This is a genomic window from Streptomyces sp. NPDC056883 (assembly GCF_042788835.1).
Classification (GTDB): Bacteria; Actinomycetota; Actinomycetes; order Streptomycetales; family Streptomycetaceae; genus Streptomyces; species Streptomyces stoeckheimensis.
Genome location: NZ_JBHUBS010000001.1, coordinates 451,612 through 472,771 on the forward strand (window position 1 = coordinate 451,612; position 21,160 = coordinate 472,771).

Genomic DNA, 21,160 nt, shown 5'->3' on the forward strand with positions numbered 1-21,160 from the left:
ATCGCGGATACTGAAGATCACGGCCGGTGGTACGCCCCGCGCACCTCCGGCGCTCCGGATGGACCGAATGGAATCCGTGGACCTCAACGCCACCGACAACGCCGCCGACACCTATGCTGCGGCCCCGCTCCTGAACTGCCTCCTGCGGGAGGCCGCCCAGCCGGTCCCGCTCGCCGAAGCCGGGGGAGCAGGAAGAGCCGGGGGAGCAGGGGGGTCCACAGGTTCCGCGGAGGACGGCTGGTGCGCGTACCGGCTGTCGGGCAGCGGGCGGCTGGTGCGGGTGCGTGCCGGGCGCAGGCCCGAGCGGCCCGAGCTGGGGACCGGGGCCGGCTGGCATCCGCTGTCCCACACCGAGCTGGTCAAACTCGTCTCCGACGAGCTGCGCCAGTACACCGGGGTGTCCAACGACGAGCTCCCGGTCGAGATCGCCGACAGCCGCGAGACCATCGCCGCGCTGCTCGCCGCCCGCGCGGCCACGCAGCCGCCGGCGGACGCGTACGTCCGCTCCGAACAGTCCCTGGTCATGGGGCACCCCCACCACCCGGCCCCCAAGGCCCGGGGCGGCGGGCCGGCCAACGGCTGGCTGCCGTACGCCCCCGAGGCGTACGCCCGTTTCCCGCTGGCCTTCCTGGCCGTGCGCGAGGACCAGGTGGCGGAAGAGGGCGGGCCGGCCGCGGCGGCCGCCGTCGACTCGCTCGCGGAGGCGCTCGGCGGGCCGCGTCCGCCGGCCGGCTACCGGCTGCTGCCCGCCCACCCCTGGCAGCTCGACCTGGTCGCGGGCAGGCCCGCCGTCCGCGAGGCCCTCGCGGACGGGAGGCTGCTGTCGCTGGGCACCGGGAGGGTGCCGGTCTGGCCGACCGCCTCGATCCGGACCCTGTACGTTCCCGGCGGCGCGGGGACGGGGCCGGGGAGCGGCCCGGGGAGCTGCGCGGCCGGCGATCTGTTCGTGAAGTTCAGCCTCGACGTGCGGATCACCAACGACGTGCGCCGGCTGTGGCGGCACGACCTGCTGAAACTGCGCCGCACGGACGCGGCGGTCGAGGCGGGCTTCGCGGAACTGCGCCGGTCCGGGTCGGTCGCGGCCTGGCTGCCCGACCGGGGGTACCGGACGGCCGCCTTCGCCTTCGAGGAGCTCGCCGTACTCGTTCGTGACGGCCTCGCGGCGCACGCGGAGCCCGGCGTCACCCCCTTGCTGGCGGCCGCGCTGGCGGAGGGGTTCCCGGGCAGCCCGCTGGCGGGAACGGCCGACCCCGCCGCGTGGTGGCGGGCGTACCTGCGCCAGGTGGTACCGCCCGTGCTGCACCTCTTCGCCCGGCACGGGGTGGTCCTCGAAGCGCACCTCCAGAACACCCTGGTCGGCGTCGACGCCCGGGGCATGCCCGCGCAGGCCCTCTTCCGGGACGCGGAGGGCGTCAAACTCCTCCCGGACCTGGACCGGGCCGCCGCCTGGCAGCGCCTCGTCTACTGCCTGGTGGTCAACCACCTGACCGAGGTGGCGGGCGCGCTCGCGGAGAGCCACCCGGAGGCGGCCGGGGAGTTGTGGCCCGCCGCCCGCGCGGAGTTCCGGCGCTACGGCGCCGCGCACGACCTGCCCGAGGTCGCTGCGCTGCTCGCCGCCCCGAGCCTCCCGGCCAAGACCAACCTGTTGCTGCGCTGGACCCGCGCGGACGGTGCCGACTCCCGCTACCTGCCGCTTCCCAACCCGCTGCGGCCCTGAGGGAGCGTGCGGTTCCGGCCAATCGGGGTCCGGATACCGGATCCCCCCTCACCGACAGGTATAGACCAATGCTACGTTGGTCGAGCAGACCGCGCAGTCCTTGACCTCCCGTCAGAGGAGAAGCCATGCCCTCCCCTTCGCGGGGCGGCGGCCCGGCCGCCATGCCCAAGTACCAGCGGATCGCCGCAGCGTTGCGGCGCGAGCTCGACCTCACCGCACTGACCCCCGGCGCCAAGCTGCCCTCCGAACGCAGCCTCGCGGCCCGCTACGAGGTCAACCGGCAGACCATCCGGGCCGCCCTCCAGCACCTGAGGGAGGACGGCCTCGTCGTCACCGGGCGCCGTGGCACCCGGCCGGCGTTCCCGGTGCCGCCGCAGCGTCCCCCGGCGGCGTTCCCGGCCGGTCGTCCGGCCCCGGGCTCCGCCCGGGCCGTGGCTCCCGCCTCCACCCCGGCCTCCGTGCCGGCGGCCGAGGCGGACCCCGCACCGGCGGCCGCACCGACGCCCTCGGGGGTCCAGGCCCAGGCGTGGCTGACCCTCGTCACCCTGGCTCCGGCGCTCGCCGAGCAGCTCGGCATGCGCGGCGGGGAGCAGACCCTGGTGCACCACCACCGCGAAAGCGGCCCGACGGGCCAGACCCGGCGGCACGCGGTGACGTACCTCTGTCCCCGCACCGTCGTGCGGACCCCCGAACTGTCCCGCTACCGGGACCGCTTGGTGGCGGGCGTCCGGGACGAGGACCTGGGTCCCCTGCACCACTGGCTGGAGGGGGCCGCGCGGGCCGGCCGGGTCGCCGAGACCATCACCATGACCCGGACCAACTCGCCCCAGGCCGCCACTCCGGCCGGCGGCCTCACCGTACGCCGCACCCTGCACGACGCCTCCGGCCGGCTGCTCGCCGTCACCGATCTCGCCTTCCCCACCTGGGACCGGCTGACCTTCGACCGGTCCCCGGCCGCCATCGGCTTCCGGGTGACGTAGCAGGCCTAGGGCGTTTCTTAGGGATCAAGCTGTTCTTGGCATTGACCATGGGATTGCGGGCGCCGACCAGGCCGGGCCTTTCGATAGAGGCAAGGCAGCGGTGATGGGAGGGCTCCGGCCTCGTACGGCTGGCCTGGTGGCACTGAAGGTGGTGTACCTGGCAGCGGAGATGGGTAGGCACCGGCGCCGCCTGGTGATCATTCCGGGTTGGTGACGGTCGATCCGTCGTGGTCGGCTGCCATGCCATGTTCACGTGTATCGCTGGAGGCGAGATGGCTTCTGTGGAGGAGACGCAGGCAACTGACGCGTCGGACGAGGGTGAGCCCCTGACCCCGGAGGAGGAGCGGCTGGTCGACCAGGCGTGGGACGTGATCGCGGCTGTCCTGGGACGCGACGGCGACGACCTGGAGCTGGACAGCCGGCTGGCCGAGGACCTGGACGCGGACGACATGGCGGTGACGAACATCGCCAGCGCGCTGGAGTTGGAGCTCGGTGTCGACGGACTGATCGACGAGGTCGCGGACTGGACGACGGTCGACGACGTCCTGGACAGCGTCCTGTACTGCGCCGAGGACATTACGGCCGCCAACGGCACCGCGACCGCCTGACCCAGCTCACTCTCAAGGAACGGAGAATCCCCGTGGCAGACACGAAGCCGACCAGGAAGCTGACCAGGGGCAAGAGGGACCCCAACGCGCCCAGGGGGGCGCTGAGCGCCTACATGTTCTTCACCAAGGTGGCGCGGGCGGAAATCGTCAAGGCGAACCCCAATGCGAGCATCGGCGAGATCGGCAAGGAGATGGGCGCCGCCTGGAACAGGCTGAACGATGCTGGCAAGGCCCCCTACGTGAAGCAGGCCGAGGCGGACAAGGCCCGCTACACCAAGGAGATGGCCGCGTACACGCCGAAGGCGTAGGCCCGGGTCCGGGCACGCGCCGAACAGCGGCCGCGTGCCCGACACCGTCGTACGCCGGTCTCCGGGGTGGGCACAGGCTCTTCACTGTGAACGGACTCGTTGACCTGGTTGTGCCGTTGACCGATGCCCAGTGGGCGTGTATCAGGCCCCTGCTTCCGGACCGCTCACCTCGACGTGGCGGCCGCTGGAGGGACCACCGTCAGGTGATCGACGCGATCGCGTGGAGGTTCTCGACCGGAGCCCCGTGGTCCCACCTGCCCACCCGGTTCGGCTCGTGGAAAGGCGTCTACACCCGGCTGCGGAACTGGGCGTTGGACGGAACCTGGCACCGGCTGTTCACCGCCCTGATCGCCCAGGTCGACGCCGAGGGTGACCTGGGCTGGGTAATCTCGGTCGACTCCACCGTCGTACGCCCACCAGCACGCGGCGGGTGCCCGCAGACAGGGCACACCCCACGGGGAACCGGCTGATCATGCCATCGGACGTTCCCGTGGCGGTCTGACTACGAAGATCCACCTTGCCGCAGATGGACGTTGTCGGCCACTCGCCTTCCACCTGACTCCAGGGCAGGCAGGAGACGCACCGGGCTTCGAGCATGTCATGGCCGGCATCCGCGTGCCGAGGCCCGTCGGCCGCCCGCGCACGCGGCCCGACGCTGTCCTTGCCGACCGTGCCTACTCATCCCGTGCCATTCGCGCCCACCTGAGTCGACGGGGTATCCGTGCCGTGATCCCGCAGCCCGCCGACCAGGTCGCCAACCGCAGACGACGAGGCCGGCAGGGCGGACGCCCGCCCACGTTCAGCCGTGATGCGTACAAGCAGCGCAACACCGTCGAACGGTGCATCAACCGCCTGAAGAACTGGCGCGGCTTGGCCACCCGCTACGAGAAGACCTCGATCGTCTTCCAAGCCGGACTGCACGTTGCCGGCATCTTCATGTGGACCGCCCGCTGCTCCCAAAAAGAAACGCCCTAGCCCTCGTCCGGCCGCCGGTACCGACCGGCGGCCGGGCCACCTGGCGAGACGTGGGCGGGGGCGGGCCTGCGGGTGTGGTGCGACGCTGGAAAGGAAGGGGGTGGGTGAGCGGAGGTTCCTCGATGCGTCCCATCTGGTCCGGCGCGATCAGCTTCGGCCTGGTCACTTCTCTGAACTAGCCGCGATGGTTCCCCGCCACCAGCAGGTCGAGGCCTGCGGTGTCTGCCCCGTAAGCAAGGGACTTCGGCCTGACCGACGCGTAAGAAGTCTCAGTCCGGGAGCAACGCGGCGGAAGGTGCTTCGAAAACCCGCCGGCCCCTGCCGTCCGGCCATTCAGGCCTATGGCGCATACACCTAATCGCGTGAAAGACGTGGGGGTGAGGCTGACGGCTCTCGCATTCCGGGAATCTCGACTAGACGACAAGGGGGACAAGGAGGCTGAGATGCCCGCAAAAATGGTCTACATGTGGTTCGGAATTAATCCCGGAGGCGGTCCAAAGGCCTACCGCTATATCACCAGCTACGGCTGGGCAGACAATCAGGCCGTGGTGTGGAGCGTGATCGGCTGGCCGGACACCTCCATGGGGACAGAAGGGGCGGCGCTCGTCGTCGACCAAGGCGGCGTCTGGCGCGCCGGCACGGAGGGGCCTCTAGGACGGTCCGTAGGGGTGACCAATATCCATCCAAGGGCCTGGGCGGTAGCCGAAGTGCACGCACTGTACGACACCGTCACCAGCAGCTGAGGTAGGAGTAGCGCAGTGGCTGAGGTAACCGCTCACATCTGGTACGACTTCTCGGGAAACATTGTCGCCGTGGGACGGCCTCTGGACCCCGATCTCATGATCAAGCCGGTTGGCGACGAGAAGACTCTGACGATGGAGGCAGAAATCGAAGAATCCCTCCTCAAGTCCCTTCACCGCACCCATACGGTAAACGTGATGCAGGGGCTCGTCGTGCCGCTCGCATCCTCTGATTAGTAGGGAAGGCTTGGCACCGACCACCCTGGGTCAGCGTCCCGGCCCGACTCCGGCCGGCACTACCGGAGAGATGGGAGCCGCTGCGAGCCGGCCTTCGACCGCGAGGCCTACAAGCAACGGAACACCGTTGAGCGGTGCATCAACAAGCTCAAGCAGTGGCGCGGCCTGGCCACTCGCTACGACAAGACCGCCACCATCTACCTCGCCGGACTCCACCTCGCCGCCATCTTCATCTGGTCAGCGAGGTGATCCGAAAGGAACGGCCCAGCGCCGCTTCAGGCGCACGGCAGGGTTCCGGCGGTCATGAAGCTACCGGGATCCGCCATCGTCAGCCTGCGGCGCGATAGAACTTCGTTCCCACCACACCGCCGTACCGATCGATCTCGTACGGTGCCGCGCCGGCAGACGTCTGTCGGTCCTGTCCCGTCGTGCCGTCCAGGACGATCGGCTCGTCGTCGACCTCCCCGTACACGGCGCCGTGCCAGAATCCGCTGACCTTCGGCACCTTCCGTCCGGAGCCGCCGGGCAACGTCCAGCGCTGCTGCACAGAAGAGGCGTCGAACACGGTGATCCCGCGGTCGGCCTCCCCGTACCCGTACTTGGAGCACAAGACCAGGGACTGTCCGTCGTGGCGGCACCGCCAGCCCTTGCCGTCGAGTGCCGCTCGCTGCTCACCGGTGACCGCATCCACGACGAGTGTCTTGAATCCGACGGTTGCGCTGAGCAGCCGCGGCGCGGCTGCGGCCGGCTCCCGCGCCTCTGCCACGGTCCACCGCTGTTCGCCCGTGGCCGCTGCAAGTCCCAGCAGCCTGCCTTCGCCCAACCCCGTACTCTCGCCACCGGCAACGACACCGTCGGCCAGGGTCACCGCGCTGAACTTGGACTTCTTCCAGCGCACGGTGCCCGTGGAGGGGTCAACGGCATACGTGGTGCCGGCCCCGGTGACGAGCGCTGTGGTCGCATCGACTCCGATGATCCGCGGCGCGCTGACCGAGGTGGCATCGACGGCGACCTCGGCCGACCACGCCGTCTTGCCGGTAGCCGTCTCGACGGCCAGCACCTCGATCACGACCCGGTCGGGCGTTGTGCCTTCGCCCTTCACATTCCTGCCCCAAGCCGCGTACACGGTTTTACCGTCAGCCGACACGAGGGGAGCAGCACGGTTGCTTCCGAAACCGCCCTTTTCCGCGGGGTGCTTCGTCGTCGCCTCCCACCGCGGTTCACCGGTCTCGGTGTCGATCGCCTCCAGTCCCTCCTCGGCGGTGACGTAGGCAACCCCGTCAGCAAGCGTGACCGCGGGCCGTGTCGCGTCCCCGCTCGCCGTACTTGGCTGCTCGGCATCAGGGAATTCGACCGCGGACCCTTCGAAGCGCACGGGCGGGTCGAACACCGGACGGCTCGGCTTCCCGGACGCAGCCTGGGACTGCTCCGGGGACTTGCCAGGCGCCTTCGCATCCGATGAGCCGCCGCCTCCACAGGCGGCCAACGCCGTTGTCGCCAGCGTCAGTCCCACAGCAGTAGCAGCCCATCGTCTCGTTCTGCCTGTCCGGCTCATCGCTCCCCCTGATCATGGTCTGCGTGATCATGACGACCATAGCGACTGGGTTCCCCGGAGACAGGACAAATTCCCCAAGCACCCGACAGCGGACCCGTACGAGACGAACCAGGCCGTCTCGAAGCCACTCACACAGGCCTCATAGTCTGGTCAGTGATGATCCGAAAGAAGCGCCCTAGCAGGCCCGGCGGGCGCTGAGGGCCCGGCGGGCAGGTCCGGCCGGGGCCGGACCGGGACCGTCAGGGTGAGGCCGGGCGGGGTGGCCGGGTGACGCGGTGGCGGGAGCGGGTGTCGGCGTGGACGGGCCGGTGCGGACGTGCGTTCGTACGCCCATGATCATCTCTCGCCTCGGCCTGGCCACCGGGCTGCTCGCCGCCCTCTCCGCCACCCCCCTCGGCCTCCCGCCGGCCCTGGCCGCCACGCCCGCGCACCCGGCCGCCGCGCCCGCGCACCCGGCCGCCGCGTGGGAGCTGGACGGGCGGCGCTACGCGATCACCGTGAACCAGGTCAACGTCACGATGGACCGGGCCCACGACCTCAAGGCGGTCTTCGTCCGCATCTGAGGGAAGAGGGACCCGCGCGGGACGGTCACGTGCTCGTGTGCACGTCCCCGGTGGTGGTGGAGGTGATGACCGCCCGGCGGCCGAGGTCGCCCGGCGGGATCCCCGGGTGGTGGCCTCCCGGCCGGCCCGCCCCCGGGGACACCCCGAGGGCCAGGCGGGAGACGATCCGGTAGCGGTCGCCCCGGTACACGGAGTGCACGTACTCCACGGGCCGGCCGGTGGAGTCGGTGGTGAGCCGCTCGATGAGCAGGGCGGGAGAGAGCAGCGGCACGTCGAGCAGGCCCGCCTCCCCCTCGTTGACCACCGTCGGCTCGATGGACTGCTGCGCCTCGTGGACGTACACGCCGTGGTGGTCGCGCAGATGCTCGTAGAGGTCCCCGGCCTCCAGTTCCTCCGGGGTCAGGGCCGGCACCAGATCGGCCGGGATGTGCAGGTGCTCGATGGCCATCGGAGCCCCGTCCACCAGGCGCAGCCGGGCGATGTAGAGCAGGCTCGCGCCGGGGGAGATGCGCAGGCGGCGGCCGATCCGGGCGCCCGCCTGGACGGTGGAGTGCTCCAGGATCCGGCTGGACCAGTGGCCGGCCGCCTGCCGCATCGCGAAGGCGGCCTCGTCGGCGGACAGTTCCTGGGTGATCTTGGCGGGCGCGACGAACATCCCGCGGCCGTGCTCGCGCACGAGCAGTCCCGTGGCCACGAGCTCGTCCACCGCCGCGCGCAGGGTGGGACGGGAGACCTCCAGGGTGGCGCACAGGGTGCGTTCGGAGGGGATCGCGTCGCCGGGCCGCCGGATGTCGATGAGCCCCAGCAGGTGCTCGCGGACCCGTTCGCGCTTGAGTACGGATCCCGACGAGTCGGTTGCGTCCTTCGTCATGGCCCGCCCCCACTTCTCTCTGCTCACCTGTCCAACTGGTCATGTGCATCTAACCACTCGGGGAGGGGGGATGCGAGGAGTCCGCGGAAAATTTTCCGCCCGTACGGGGTTGACGGCGCACTCGGGCCGTGTCACCTTCTAGCCACTCAGCTAACCAATTGGTCAGTTGGTCAACTCGACTCCTCTTCGGATGAGTTGACGGAGTTGACGGAACAGCCAGGTGAGGAATCTCCGAGACCGTGACCGCCGCCGCCGCTTCCCTCCACCCCGACCTCGGGCTCGTCCCGCGCCCCGACTCGGTCACCGCCCTGCCCGGCCGTTTCACCCTGGACCGCCGTACCGGCCTGCGCGCCGGCCCCGGCGCCGAGGCGGCGGCCGGCCTGCTGCGCGAACTGCTCACCCCCGCCACCGGGTTGCCGCTGGCCCCGGACCCCGACGGCCGGATCACCTTCCTCCTGACCCCGGGGGACCCCGCCCCCGGGGGCCTCGGAGAGGAGCCGCTCGGCGCCGAGGGGTACGTCCTCACCGTCCGCCCCGACTCCGTCCTGCTGCGCGCCGCACGCCCCGAGGGGCTGCTCCACGGGGTCCAGACCCTGCGCCAGCTGCTGCCCCCCGAGGCGCTGGCCGCCGGGGAGCCGACGGACGGGGCGCCGGCCGCCGGGGGCACGCAGCCCCGTACGCCCGCCTCCGGCTGGTCGCTGCCCTGCGTACGGATCATCGACCGGCCGCGGTTCGCCTGGCGCGGGGCCCTGCTGGACGTGGCCCGTCACTTCCAGCCCGTGGCCTACGTACGCCGCTTCGTGGACCTGCTCGCGCTGCACAAGCTCAACGTCCTGCACCTCCACCTCACCGACGACCAGGGCTGGCGGATGCCGGTCCCGGCCTACCCCCGGCTCACCGAGATCGGCGGCCGCCGCGCCGAGACCGCGGGCGACGGGATCCCGCACGAGGGCGCCTACACCCGCGCGGAACTGGCCGGGCTCGTCGCCTACGCGGCCCGGCGCGGGGTCAGCGTCGTTCCCGAGATCGAGATGCCCGGCCACGCCCGCGCCGCCCTCGCCGCCTACCCCGAACTCGGCAACCGGCCCGGCGTCCGGCTGGACACGTGGACCCGATGGGGCGTCTGCGAGAACGTCTTCGGGGTACACGACCCCGTCCTCGACTTCTGCCGGGGCGTGCTGGACGAGGTCGCCGACGTGTTCCCCGGGCCCTACGTGCACCTCGGCGGCGACGAATGCCCCCGCACGGAATGGGAGGCCTCCTCGGCCGCCCGCGCCCGGATCGCCGCCGAGGGGCTGGCCGGCCCGGGCGCCCTCCACGGCTGGTTCCTCGGCGAGGTCGCGGCGCACCTGGCCGGGCTCGGCCGCCGCCCGCTCGGCTGGACCGGGACCGGCACGGAACTGCCCGCCCCCTTCACGGCCCTGGCCTGGCTCGACGCGGACCACGGGCGGGCCGCCGCACTGCGCGGCCACGACGTGATCATGACCCCCTACCGCTCCACCTACCTCGACTACCCGCAGTCCGCCGACCCCGGCGAACCGCGCGGCCAGGACGGCGGCGTGCTCGACCTGCGCGGCGTCTACGACAACGACCCGGCCCCCGCGCACTGGGAGCCCGAGGCCGCGCGCCGTGTCCTCGGCACCCAGGCGCAGCTGTGGACCGAGTACGCGCGCACCCCGGCCGAGCTCGAATACCTGGCCTTCCCGAGGCTGTGCGCCCTGGCCGACACCGCCTGGTCGGCGCACCGCGACTGGCCGGACTTCCTGCGCCGCCAAGGCCACCACCAGACCCGGCTCGCCGCCCTCGGCGTGCGCGGCCGATCCCTTCCCTCCCCCCACCCCGAGAGGAACGCCGTATGAACACCCCGAGCCACGAACCGACCGCCGCCCCGAGCCACGCCCCCGGCCGGACCCCCTTCCGCAAGCGCCGTATGGCCATGGCCCTGGCCATCGCCCTGACCGCCGGTCTCGGCTCGGCCGCGCTGACGGCCCTGCCCGCCAACGCCGCGGCCGACTCCGTCAAGGTCCAGTACCGCACCAGCGCGACCGGGGCCACCGCCGACCAGGTGGAGCCCTGGTTCAAGGTGGTCAACAACGGCTCCGGCACCGTCTCCCTGAACCAGGTCACCTTCCGCTACTACTTCAAGGCCGACGGCCCGGACACCCAGTACCGGTACGCCTGTTCCTGGGCGGTCAAGGGCTGCGCCAACATCACCGGCACCTTCCACACCATGGCCACCCCGACGGCAACCGCCGACCGCTACCTGGAGATCGCCTTCACCGGCGGCGCCGGCAGCCTCGCCCCGGGAGCCGACACGGGCGACATGCAGCTGCGCTTCTACCGCGCCGACTGGCAGACGCTGCGCCAGTCCGACGACTACTCCTTCGACGGAACCCGCACGGCGTACGCCGACTGGGACAAGGTGACCGCCAAGCTGGGCACCGGCACCGTCTGGGGCACGGCGCCCGGGGGCAACGTCCCGGACCCGACGCCGACCCCGACTCCGACCGACCCCACTCCCACGCCCACCCCGACCGACCCGGGACCGTCCGGAGCCACCCTCTTCGACGATTTCACCTACACCTCCTCCACCGACCCGGCGATAGGGGCCCACGGCTGGAGCGTGCGCTCCAACGCGGGCGGCCCCGGCGTCCCGGGCGCCACCTGGGCACCGGAGAACGTCACCTTCGCGGCCGAGGGCGGCAACACCATCATGAACCTGGAGACCTCGACGGCCGGCACCGGCGAGAGCACCAAGCACACCGAGATCCTCACCAAGACGATGAAGTTCAAGAACGGCACGTACGCGGCGCGGGTGAAGTTCTCCGACGCCCCGAAGTACGGCCCGGACGGGGACCACCTCGTGCAGACGTTCTTCCCCATCAACGACCTCAAGGCCCCGCTGGCCGACGACTACTCGGAGTACGACTTCGAGTACCTCCCCAACGGCGGCTGGGGCGAGCCCTCGAACATCCTCTACACCACGTCGTGGGAGACGTACCAGGCCGACCCGTGGGTGGCCGTCAACCAGCACACCGAGTCCCGGACGAGCTACGCGGGCTGGCACGACCTGGTGCTCACCATCGACAACAACGCCATCACCTACTACATCGACGGCCAGGTCTTCGGCACGCACGACGCCAAGTACCTGCCCGAGCGGGGCATGTCGATCAACTTCAACCAGTGGCTGATCGACCTCAACGGGCAGCCGGGCTCGACCCCGCGCGCCTACGACCAGAAGGTCGACTACGTCCTGCACGTCAAGGACCAGGTCCTCACCCCGGCCCAGGTCGCCGCCAAGGTCGGCGGCTACCGCACCGCGGGCACGGCCTTCGTGGACACGGTCCCCAACGGCTGATCCGGCCACCGCGAACGGCGGCGCGCTCCGGGGCCCTCAGCCCCGGAGCGCGCCGCCCGTTCCGTACTCAAGCGCTGTTCAGAAGCGCAGCGCCCAACCGTCCAGGTAACCGGTGTTCCCGGAGAAGGCGTCGAACACGCGCAGTTTCCACACCCCGTTGGCCGTCTCGGACGAGGCGTTCACCCCGTACAGGCCGGTGAGGTTGGTCTCGCCCCAGTCCGTGTACTCGTCCTTGATGGGGTACACCGACCCGTCGGGCGCGATCAGGTCGATCCGCAGGGTCCCGGAGTCCGGGTGCTTGACGTACACCTCCACGTCCAACTGGGTCGGAGCGGCGCCCGGTACCCCGCTGACCGTGATCGGGGCCTGGATGGTCTTGAGGTCCCCGACGTTGTAGTTCGTGCCGTTGGCGAAGCGCTTGCCGGGCGCCTTGTTCGGCGCGTTCCCCATGTAGAGGGAGAGCACCGGGGAGCCCTTGCCGGGCGAGAGCACGGCTCCCGTGGTGGCCTTGGCCTTCAGGTAGTAGGCCACCTGGGCCGGGGTGTAGGTCGGATGGAGTGCCAGGTAGACCGCCGCCGCGCCCGCCACGTGCGGGCTGGCCATCGAGGTGCCCGACATCACGGCGTCCCACTCGTTGCTCCAGTAGGCCGCCGAGGTGATGGAGTCGCCCGGGGCGAAGAGGTCCACCAGCGGACCGTAGTTGGAGTACGAGGAGCGCGCGTCGTGGACGCTCGTCGCCCCGACCGTCAGCGCCTGGGAGACCCGGGCCGGCGAGTGCGTGGAGGCGTCCTTGTTCTGGTTGCCGGCGGCCACCGCATAGGTGATCCCGGACGCGATGGAGCCGCGGACGGCCGCGTCCAGCACGGTGTTCGCGTCCCCGCCCAGGCTCATGTTCGCCACGGCCGGCTTCACGGCGTTGCGGGTGACCCAGTCGATCCCGGCGACCACCTGCTCCGTCGTGCCCTCGCCGTTCCAGTCCAGGACGCGGACGGCCACCACCTTCGCGTTCTTGGCCACGCCGAAGGTCTTGCCCGCGACCGTCCCGGCCACGTGCGTACCGTGCCCGTGCAGATCGTCGGCCACGAAGTCGTTGTCGATGGCGTCGTAGCCGTACCGGGCGCGCCCGCCGAAGTCCTGGTGGTCGATGTTGACCCCGGTGTCGATGACGTAGGCGGTCACGCCCAGGCCGGCCGAGGTCGCGTAGGTGAAGGAATCGTTGAGCGGCAGCCTGCGCTGGTCGATCCGGTCCACACCCCAGGACGGCGGGCTCGGCTGGGTGGAGTCCAGGCGCATCTTCCGGTTCTGCGCCACCGTGGTCACCGCCGGATCGGCGGCGAGCCGCCGTGCCTGACGTTCCGTCATCTTGACGGAGAACCCGTTGACGGCCGATTCGTACGTCCGGCCGACCGCGCCGCCGAACCGTTCGACCACCGCCCGGCCCTGCTCCGTACGGGATTGCGCGCGCGCCGGGTCCAGCAGGACGAGGTAGCTGTCGCCGACGGTTCCGGGCTCTCCGGCGTACAGGACCTCCCCCTCCGGCGGCGAGGCGGCCGAAGCGCCGGTGTCCACCCCGAGCGCGAGTGCCGAGGCGAGTGCGAACACGGCTCCGTACCGCCGCAGTAAGTGCGATCGCATGATCATGAAATATGACCCCCCTGAGTCGTCCGCTCAGAGTGCTGCGTTCACAAGCTCTGCACAAGAGGCCCGTACGGGCACCCGTACGGGCACCCGTACGAGCGGCCGCACAAAGGCCCGCGCGGGAGGCATCGGGCCTTATGGATTGGGGCCCTTCTCCTCTTAGCGCCGTCCGTTTACAGAACGGAATCTTTATGCGAGACCCCCGCCGATTCCGGACGAAAGATCCACCATGAAGAAGACGAAGGCAGCGCTCTGGGAATTCCTCCAGGGACTGGGGAAGACCTTCATGCTGCCCGTGGCGCTCCTGGCCTTCTGCGGCATCATGCTGGGCGTCGGCTCCTCGCTCTCCAGCCCGGCCGTCCTGCAGAACCTCTCCTTCCTGGACAACGAACCCCTCCAGCTGGCTTTCACCTGGATGTCCAACACCGGTCTGGTCGCCTTCAAGTTCCTTCCGGTCCTCTTCGCGATGGCGATTCCGCTCGGCCTCGCACGGGAGGACAAGGGCGTCGCCGCCTTCTCCGGTTTCGTGGGCTTCGCCTCCATGAACCTCGCCGTCAACTTCTTCCTCACCACGCGCGGCGTGGACCTCGAGGACAAGGGCGAGATCGCGCACTACGGCATCGCCGACGTGCTCGGCGTGAAGTCCATCGACACCGGACTGCTCGGCGCGGTCGCCGTCGGTGTGATCGTGGCCCTGCTGCACAAGCGCTACCGCACCAAGCAGATGCCCGACGCGCTCGCCTTCTTCGGCGGTCTGCGCTTCGTACCGATCGTCTCCGCCCTGGCCACGAGCATCGTCGGACTGCTCGTCCCGCTCGTCTGGCCCACCCTGGGAAGCTGGATCGCCTCCGTCGGCACGGGCATTGCGCACGCCGGAGTCTTCGGCCCCTTCTTCTTCGGCATGGGCGAGGTACTGCTGCGCCCCATCGGACTGCACCACATCCTCGTCGCGCTGTTCCGCTTCACGGACGCCGGCGGCGCCGGGGTGGTCTGCGGGGAGAACGTCAGCGGAGCCCTGAACCTCTTCTACGCGCAGCTCTCCTGCCCCACCCCCTCCGGCGCGGCGCACACCGCGACGCAGTTCCTGTCCCAGGGCAAGATGGCCGCGTACCTGGGCGGCCTGCCGGGCGCGGCGCTGGCCATGTACCACTGCGCCAAGCGCACCATGCGCCCGGAGATCAAGGCGCTGCTCGTCTCCGGTGTCGTCGCGTGCGTGGTCGGCGGAGTCACCGAGCCGCTCGAATTCCTCTTCCTCTTCATCGCCCCGTGGCTGTACCTGATCCACGCGGTCCTGGTGGGCCTCGGCTTCCTGGTCTCCGCCGTCCTCGGCGTGTACATCGGCAACACCGACGGCAACATCATCGACCTGCTGGTCTTCGGAGTCCTCCAGGGCACGACCACCAAGTGGTACCTGGTCCCGGTGATCGCCGCGATCTGGTTCGCCGTGTACTACTTCCTCTTCCGCTGGGCGATCACCCGGTTCGACCTGAAGACCCCCGGACGCGAGGACGAGCCCTCGGACCCCTCGGGCTCCTCGGCCACCCGCTCCCCGGACTCCGGTGCGGCGGACGCCGCTCTCGACGCGGACGCCCCGAAGACCGAGCTGGTCGCAGGCAAGTACGACCCGGTGGCCATCCTGGAAGCCCTCGGCGGACCGGCCAACATCCACGCCCTCGACAACTGCATCACGCGCCTGCGCATGACGGTCGGCGACGCCGCCCTGCTGGACGACGTCCGGCTGAAGAAGCTCGGAGCCATCGCCGTGGTCCGGCTCGACGAGCACAACGTGCAGGTCGTCATCGGTCCCCAGGTGCAGTCCGTGAAGGACGCCCTCGCCAAGCTCACCCCGGTCGGCTGACCCATGGCCGACATCCACGCCCCCGCCCCGTACGAGTTCGACGCGCCGGTCGACCGGCACGGCACCTGGTGCACCCAGTGGGACTACGTCGAGGACCGCTTCGGCGCCCCGGACCTGCTTCCCTTCACGATCTCCGACATGGACTTCGAGACCGCCCCCGAGGTGCTCGCCGCCTTGCGCGGCCGCCTGGAGCACGGGGTCCTCGGCTACTCCCGCTGGCGCCACGAGGAGTTCCTCGAAGCCGTCCGGCACTGGTACGCCGTCCGCTACGACACCCCGATCGCCGCAGAGCGCATCGCCTACGCCCCCGCCGTCCTCTACCAGCTCGGCCGGATCCTGGACCTCTGGTCCTCGCCCGGCGACGGGGTCGTCGTCCACACCCCGGCCTACGACGCCTTCCCGCGGCTGCTCGCGGCCCGGGACCGGGAGATGCGCGGAGTCCCGCTCCACGACGAGGACGCCCTGGAGCGGGAGTTGGCCCGCCCCGACACCACCGTCCTGCTGCTCTGCTCCCCGCACAACCCGACCGGCCACGTATGGAGCGCGGCCGAGCTGGAGCGGATGGCGGAGCTGTGCGAACGCCACGGGGTCGCGGTGATCAGTGACGAGATTCACTCCGACCTCGCGCACGCCCCCCACCGGCACCGCCCCTGGGCGCTCCACGGCCGCCCCGGCGCCCGCTGGGCCCTCGTCACCTCCGCCTCGAAGTCCTTCAACATCCCGGCACTGACCGGCAGTTACGGCATCTTCGGCGACACGGAGTCCTGCGAGCGCTACCTCACCCTCCTCAAGGACGCCGACGGACTGTCCTCCCCGGCCGTCCTCTCCGTGGCCGGACACATCGCCGCCTACCGCGAGGGCGGAGCGTGGCTCGACGCGCTCAACGCATACGTCGCGCAGAACCTGGACATGGTGCGGGAGCGCCTCGTACGGGCCTTCCCCGCGCTCGACTGGCAGCCCCCGAAGGCCGGCTACCTCGCCTGGATCGACCTCCGGCCCCTCGCGGTCCCCGACGAGGTGCTCCAACGTGAGCTGATTCATACCGAGAAGGTGGCGATCATGCCGGGAACCGCCTACGGGCCCGAGGGCCCGGGCTTCGTACGCCTCAACGTGGGATGCCCGCGCTCCAAGGCGGAGGCAGGCGTCGAGGCCCTGATCCGGGCGCTCCGCACCACCTCGGGCGCCACGGCCCGAGCCGCCCCCGAAGCCCCCTCCGGCGCGGCAACCGGGCCCGCCGCCGAAGGGAATTGACCGGACGGCCGAGGGAACTGCGGCCGGACGGCCGATGTGCGACCGGAACGGATCCCTGCCGCAAATACGGCCGGGATCCGCCCGGTTGATCTAGGAAGAAGGGAACTGGGGAACGGATGCGGAACCGGCTAGGGTGAACGCCCATCAAGGTCATGCGCCGCAAGCCGACCAGCCCAAGGAGCGACCCCGTGCCGATACCCGCCCCGTTCTCCCATACCGCCGGCCCCCTTCCCGGCCCCCGCGCAGAGTCCCTTCCGGGCTCCCTTCCGGGCTCCCTCCCGAGTCCCCGGACCGGTCGCCGTCCGGGCCCCTGCGCCGGCCGGCTGGTCGGCCCCGTGCAGGGCCCCGCCGCCGGCAGACCCTCCGGCCCAGCCGGCGTGGAGCCGGCGCCCACCGTGCTGCCGCCCCGGATCGCGGAGCCCCGCGAGGTCGCCCCCGCGGACGCGCGCGAGCTGACGCGGCTGTTCTTCCGCCGGCTCCACGAGCTCGACGAAGGCACCTCCGAGTACCGGTACGTCCGCGAGACCCTCATCGAGATGAACATCTCGCTCGTCCGGTTCGCGATCCGGCCCTTCCGCGCCCGCGGCGACGGAGGCGACCTCGAAGACCTGCTCCAGGTCGGCACCATCGGCCTGATCAAGGCCATCGACCGGTTCGACCCGGCCCGCGAGGTGGAGTTCGCCTCCCTCGCCATGCCGTACATCACCGGCGAGGTCAAACGGCACTTCCGCGACACCAGTTGGGCGGTCCGCGTACCGCGCCGGCTCCAGGAACTGCGGATCGACCTGGCCAAGGCCAAGGAAGAGCTGACCGCGCTCCTCGACCGGCCGCCGACGGTCGCGGACCTCGCCGCCCACCTCTCGCTCACCGACGAAGAGGTCATCGAGGGGCTCGTCGCCGCCAACGGCCACACCAGCGGCTCCCTCGACGCCCCGGGCTCCGAACGGACCGACGGCCGCACCGAGGGCCACAGCCTCGCCGAGACGATGGGGGCCGAGGAGCCGGCGCTGGAACGCGTCGAGGACATCCAGACCCTGGCGCCGCTGCTGGAACGCCTCAGCGACCGCGAGCGCCGCATGCTGTCGATGCGCTTCGGCGAGGAGCTCACCCAGGCCCAGATCGGCGCCGCCCTCGGCATCTCGCAGATGCAGGTCTCGCGCCTCCTGACCCGGGTGCTCGACCATCTGCGGGCCTCGATGCTCGCCGACCCGGAACGGTCCGGAGCCGGGTCACCGCAGCAAGCGGAATCCGGTTGCACGGGCGCAGCCGCGGATATGGGTGGCGACGCAGCGTAAGTGACATGACTCACTTCACCGTTTGCAAGGGTTAAGCAGGGGCAGTAGCGCTGTCTGGAGCGGACCCGTCCGCCGGCCGACAGCGGCCGGGGCGCGGATGACGGGCGGATCCCGTCGCGCTCCACGGCCCGCCGGCCGCACGCACGCCGGTGGGCCGTCTCCGGTACGACCCTTGGGGTGTATGTGTCCACGCTCATAGCCGAGCACGTGTACAAGGTGTTCGGTCAGGGACCCGACAACGGCGCGGCCGTCGCCAAGGCGGTCCTCGCGCTCGACAGCGGCGAGACCGACCGCGACGAGCTGCGCGCCGAGGGAACGACGGCGGCGGTGATCGACGCCTCGTTCCGGGTCGAGCCCGGCCAGATCTTCGTCGTGATGGGTCTGTCGGGCTCGGGCAAGTCCACCTTGCTGCGCATGCTCAACGGCCTGCTGGAGCCCACCGCGGGCCGGATCCTCTTCGACGGGGAGGACCTCACCGCACTCTCGCCGGCCGAGATGCGCCGCGTACGCTCCACCAAGATCAGCATGGTCTTCCAGCACTTCGCCCTGTTCCCGCACCGCGACGTGCTGGAGAACGCGGGCTACGGCCTGGAGGTCCAGGGTGTCCCCCGGGCCGAGCGCGAACGGCGGGCCGCCGAAGCGCTGGCCCTCTGCGGGCTCGGCGGCTGGGAGAAGTCCTGGCCCGACGAGCTGTCCGGCGGCATGCAGCAGCGCGTCGGCCTCGCCCGCGCCCTGGCCACCGACGCCGACCTGCTGCTGATGGACGAGTCCTTCAGCGCGCTCGACCCGCTGATCCGCCGCGACATGCAGGACCAGCTGCTCGAACTCCAGAAGAGCCTGGGCAAGACCATCGTCTTCATCACCCACGACCTCAACGAGGCCATGCGGCTCGGCGACTCCATCGCCGTCATGCGCGACGGCCGCATCGTCCAGCAGGGCACGGCCGAGGACATCCTCACCCGCCCCGCCGACGACTACGTCGCCTCGTTCATCCAGGACGTCGACCGCTCGCGGGTGCTGACGGCCGACGCCGTCATGACGGGGGACCCCGGAGGCCGGCCCGACTGCGGCTGCCCCACCGTCTCCGCCGGCACCCCGCTCGCCGACGTGTGCGCCGTCAGCGCCCGCGTCCCGCACGCCGTCGCCGTCACCGCCGAGGACGGCACCGTCGTCGGCTCCGTCCCGCAGGGCCGCCTCGTCGCCTTCATCGGCGACGAGCGACGCTCCGTGCTGGACTGCGCGGAGGTGGCTGCCTGATGCCCCGCCTGAACCTCGGATCCTGGGTCGACAGCGGTGTCGACTTCCTCCAGAGCCACCTGTCCTGGCTGTTCGACGCCATCGCCGCGCTCGTCACCGGGCTCTACGACGGCATCGAAGCCGTCCTGAACGCGCCGAACCCGCTGCTGCTGGCCGGCATCCTCGCCGTCGCCGCCTGGTGGCTGCGCGGTCTGCTCGCCGCCCTGCTCGCCTTCGCCGGCTTCGCCCTCGTCGACTCCGTCGCCCTGTGGCCCGAAGCCATGTCCACGCTCGCGCTGGTCCTGGTCGCCACCCTGGTCACGCTGGTCTTCGCGATCCCGATGGGCATCTGGGCCTCGCGCTCCGACAGGGTCAGCGCCACCCTGAAGCCCGTCCTGGACTTCATGCAGACCATGCCGGCCATGGTCTACCTCATCCCCGGCATCATCTTCTTCGGGGTCGGCGTGGTGCCCGGCATCATCGCCACCATCATCTTCTCGCTGGCGCCCGGCGTCCGGATGACCGAGCTCGGCATCCGTCAGGTCGACGCCGAACTCGTCGAAGCCGCCGAAGCCTTCGGCACCACCCCGCGCAACACCCTCGTACGGGTCCAGCTCCCGCTGGCGCTGCCCACCATCATGGCGGGCATCAACCAGGTCATCATGCTGGGCCTGTCCATGGTGGTCATCGCCGGCATGGTCGGCGGCGGCGGCCTCGGCGGCGCCGTCTACCGGGCCATCGGCAGCGTGGACATCGGCCTCGGCTTCGAGGCCGGCATCTCCATCGTCATCCTCGCCATGTACCTGGACCGGATGACCGGAGCCCTGGGCCGCCAGGTCTCCCCGCTCGGCCGCCGCGCCCTCGCCAAGGCGCGCTCCGCCGCCACCGGCACCGCCAAGGTGTGGAGCCACCGCCCGCAGCCCGTCTTCGCCGTGGCCTCGGCCGTGGTGCTGTCCCTGGTCGCCGGCGGCCTCGGAATCTTCGGCGACTCCGGGAAATCGCAGGTCAACGCCGTCGGCGGGGCCGGTGTCGAGAACATCGGCAAGGGCCGCAAGCTCAGCATCGGCTACATCCCGTGGGACGAGGGCATTGCCTCCACGTTCCTCTGGAAGGAGCTCCTGGAGCGCCGCGGGTACCAGGTCGAGGCCAAGCAGCTGGAACTCGGCGCGCTCTTCACCGGGCTCGCCGGGGGGCAGGTCGACTTCCAGACCGATGCCTGGCTGCCGACCACGCAGTCCGAGTACTGGAAGAAGTACGGCAACAAGCTCGACGACCTCGGCACCTGGTACGGGCCGACCTCCATCGAGCTGGCCGTCCCCTCCTACATGAAGGACGTGAAGACCCTCGCCGACCTGAAGGGCAAAGCGGGGGAGTTCAAGGGCCGGATCATCGGCATCGAGCCCAGCGCCGGCGCGATGGGCCTCCTCAAGGACAAGGTGCTGCCGCAGTACGGGCTCGACGGCGAGTACAAGGTCGTCGACGGATCGACCCCGGGCATGCTCGCCGAGCTCAAGCGGGCCTACGAGAAGAAGGAGCCCGTCGCGGTCGTCCTCTGGTCGCCGCACTGGGCGTACGCCTCCTACGAGCTGACGAAGCTCGAGGATCCCCAGGGCGCCTGGGGCAAGGGCGACGGCATCCACAACGTCGCCCGCAAGGGCTTCGCGGCCGACGAGCCGAAGGTCGCCCAGTGGCTGAGCTCCTTCAAGATGACGGAGGCCCAGCTGACCGGCCTGGAGGCCAAGATCCAGGAATCCGGGAAGGGCAAGGAACAGCAGGCCGTCCGCGCCTGGCTGGCCGACCACCCCGAGGTCGCCAAGCTCGCCTGAGCCTGAGCCTGAGCCTGAGCCCGAGCCCGAGCGTCGGCGCGAGTGTGCGGGGGGCGGGGGGGCGGAGAGGGTCGGCAGAAATCTTTCCCCCCCGTCCCCCCCCCCGTATGGCCAACTCCCCAACCATCGGTGTCCCTCTTGGTT

18 protein-coding genes and 1 pseudogene are annotated in these 21,160 nt (G+C 70.9%); 16 read left to right on the forward strand and 3 right to left on the reverse strand.

The features are described 5' to 3' along the window. Positions 1-58 precede the first annotated feature (58 nt). The 8 genes and pseudogenes from ACFRU2_RS02170 to ACFRU2_RS02205 form a co-directional block, all read left to right on the forward strand. Entirely contained in the window at positions 59-1,717 is a 1,659-nt protein-coding gene (locus ACFRU2_RS02170) for an IucA/IucC family protein (protein WP_382966669.1), read from the forward strand. 125 nt (positions 1,718-1,842) lie between these two features. Then, complete coding sequence (locus ACFRU2_RS02175) at positions 1,843-2,697, forward strand: GntR family transcriptional regulator (RefSeq protein ID WP_382966670.1); 855 nt, start codon at positions 1,843-1,845, stop codon at positions 2,695-2,697. A gap of 272 nt (positions 2,698-2,969) precedes the next feature. Beyond that, entirely contained in the window at positions 2,970-3,305 is a 336-nt protein-coding gene (locus ACFRU2_RS02180; protein ID WP_382966671.1) for an acyl carrier protein, read from the forward strand. A 32-nt stretch (positions 3,306-3,337) separates the two neighbouring features. Continuing rightward, positions 3,338-3,613 carry a hypothetical protein gene (locus ACFRU2_RS02185; protein ID WP_382966672.1) on the forward strand — a complete coding sequence of 92 codons (276 nt, stop codon included), beginning with the start codon at positions 3,338-3,340 and terminating at the stop codon, positions 3,611-3,613. A 104-nt stretch (positions 3,614-3,717) separates the two neighbouring features. After that, positions 3,718-4,588 (forward strand): IS5 family transposase gene (locus ACFRU2_RS02190; protein ID WP_382967802.1). Its coding sequence is split into 2 segments (ribosomal slippage): positions 3,718-4,022 and positions 4,021-4,588, totalling 873 coding nucleotides; the frame shifts between segments, so codons are not numbered across the junction. A 443-nt stretch (positions 4,589-5,031) separates the two neighbouring features. Next, positions 5,032-5,331: a hypothetical protein gene (locus ACFRU2_RS02195; RefSeq protein ID WP_382966673.1), complete on the forward strand. Its 300-nt coding sequence runs from the start codon at positions 5,032-5,034 to the stop codon at positions 5,329-5,331. A gap of 15 nt (positions 5,332-5,346) precedes the next feature. After that, complete coding sequence (locus ACFRU2_RS02200; RefSeq protein WP_382966674.1) at positions 5,347-5,565, forward strand: hypothetical protein; 219 nt, start codon at positions 5,347-5,349, stop codon at positions 5,563-5,565. Between the two features lie 96 nt (positions 5,566-5,661). Then, positions 5,662-5,814 (forward strand): annotated as a pseudogene (locus ACFRU2_RS02205) (IS5/IS1182 family transposase); the annotation flags it as partial. Positions 5,815-5,893: 79 nt separating this feature from the next. On the opposite strand, the gene ACFRU2_RS02210 reads toward ACFRU2_RS02205, so the two are convergent. After that, positions 5,894-7,078, reverse strand: coding sequence for a PQQ-binding-like beta-propeller repeat protein (locus tag ACFRU2_RS02210; protein WP_382966675.1), 1,185 nt, complete (start codon positions 7,076-7,078; stop codon positions 5,894-5,896). A gap of 374 nt (positions 7,079-7,452) precedes the next feature. On the opposite strand from ACFRU2_RS02210, the gene ACFRU2_RS02215 reads away from it, so the two are divergent. Beyond that, complete coding sequence (locus ACFRU2_RS02215; protein WP_382966676.1) at positions 7,453-7,683, forward strand: hypothetical protein; 231 nt, start codon at positions 7,453-7,455, stop codon at positions 7,681-7,683. Between the two features lie 25 nt (positions 7,684-7,708). Here ACFRU2_RS02215 and ACFRU2_RS02220 read toward each other — a convergent pair whose 3' ends face one another. Next, entirely contained in the window at positions 7,709-8,554 is an 846-nt protein-coding gene (locus ACFRU2_RS02220) for a GntR family transcriptional regulator (RefSeq protein ID WP_382966677.1), read from the reverse strand. A 239-nt stretch (positions 8,555-8,793) separates the two neighbouring features. Here ACFRU2_RS02220 and ACFRU2_RS02225 point away from each other — a divergent pair, with 239 nt between their 5' ends. Next, positions 8,794-10,413, forward strand: coding sequence for a beta-N-acetylhexosaminidase (locus tag ACFRU2_RS02225; protein ID WP_382966678.1), 1,620 nt, complete (start codon positions 8,794-8,796; stop codon positions 10,411-10,413). A gap of 71 nt (positions 10,414-10,484) precedes the next feature. Further along, positions 10,485-11,912 (forward strand): cellulose binding domain-containing protein, encoded by a 1,428-nt coding sequence (locus ACFRU2_RS02230; protein WP_382967804.1) that lies wholly within the window; start codon positions 10,485-10,487, stop codon positions 11,910-11,912. Positions 11,913-11,990: 78 nt separating this feature from the next. On the opposite strand, the gene ACFRU2_RS02235 is transcribed toward ACFRU2_RS02230, so the two are convergent. Further along, complete coding sequence (locus ACFRU2_RS02235) at positions 11,991-13,553, reverse strand: S8 family serine peptidase (RefSeq protein ID WP_382966679.1); 1,563 nt, start codon at positions 13,551-13,553, stop codon at positions 11,991-11,993. A gap of 226 nt (positions 13,554-13,779) precedes the next feature. Between ACFRU2_RS02235 and malX the strand changes: the two genes are divergently transcribed. The 5 genes from malX (at position 13,780) to ACFRU2_RS02260 (ending at position 21,016) form a co-directional block, all read left to right on the forward strand. After that, the gene (gene malX, locus ACFRU2_RS02240; protein WP_382966680.1) at positions 13,780-15,408 is read left to right on the forward strand and encodes a maltose/glucose-specific PTS transporter subunit IIBC; all 1,629 of its coding nucleotides are present in this window, start codon (positions 13,780-13,782) and stop codon (positions 15,406-15,408) included. 3 nt (positions 15,409-15,411) lie between these two features. After that, the gene (locus tag ACFRU2_RS02245; protein WP_382966681.1) at positions 15,412-16,659 is read left to right on the forward strand and encodes a MalY/PatB family protein; all 1,248 of its coding nucleotides are present in this window, start codon (positions 15,412-15,414) and stop codon (positions 16,657-16,659) included. A 323-nt stretch (positions 16,660-16,982) separates the two neighbouring features. Further along, on the forward strand, positions 16,983-17,954 hold the full coding sequence (locus ACFRU2_RS02250; RefSeq protein WP_382967806.1) for a SigB/SigF/SigG family RNA polymerase sigma factor: 972 nt from the start codon (positions 16,983-16,985) through the stop codon (positions 17,952-17,954). 183 nt (positions 17,955-18,137) lie between these two features. Continuing rightward, positions 18,138-19,211, forward strand: coding sequence for a glycine betaine/L-proline ABC transporter ATP-binding protein (locus ACFRU2_RS02255; RefSeq protein WP_382966682.1), 1,074 nt, complete (start codon positions 18,138-18,140; stop codon positions 19,209-19,211). Then, positions 19,211-21,016, forward strand: a complete 1,806-nt coding sequence (locus tag ACFRU2_RS02260; protein WP_382966683.1) for an ABC transporter permease/substrate binding protein — start codon at positions 19,211-19,213, stop codon at positions 21,014-21,016. The genes ACFRU2_RS02255 and ACFRU2_RS02260 overlap by 1 nt, the downstream gene beginning before the upstream one ends. The last annotated feature ends 144 nt before the right edge of the window (positions 21,017-21,160 follow it).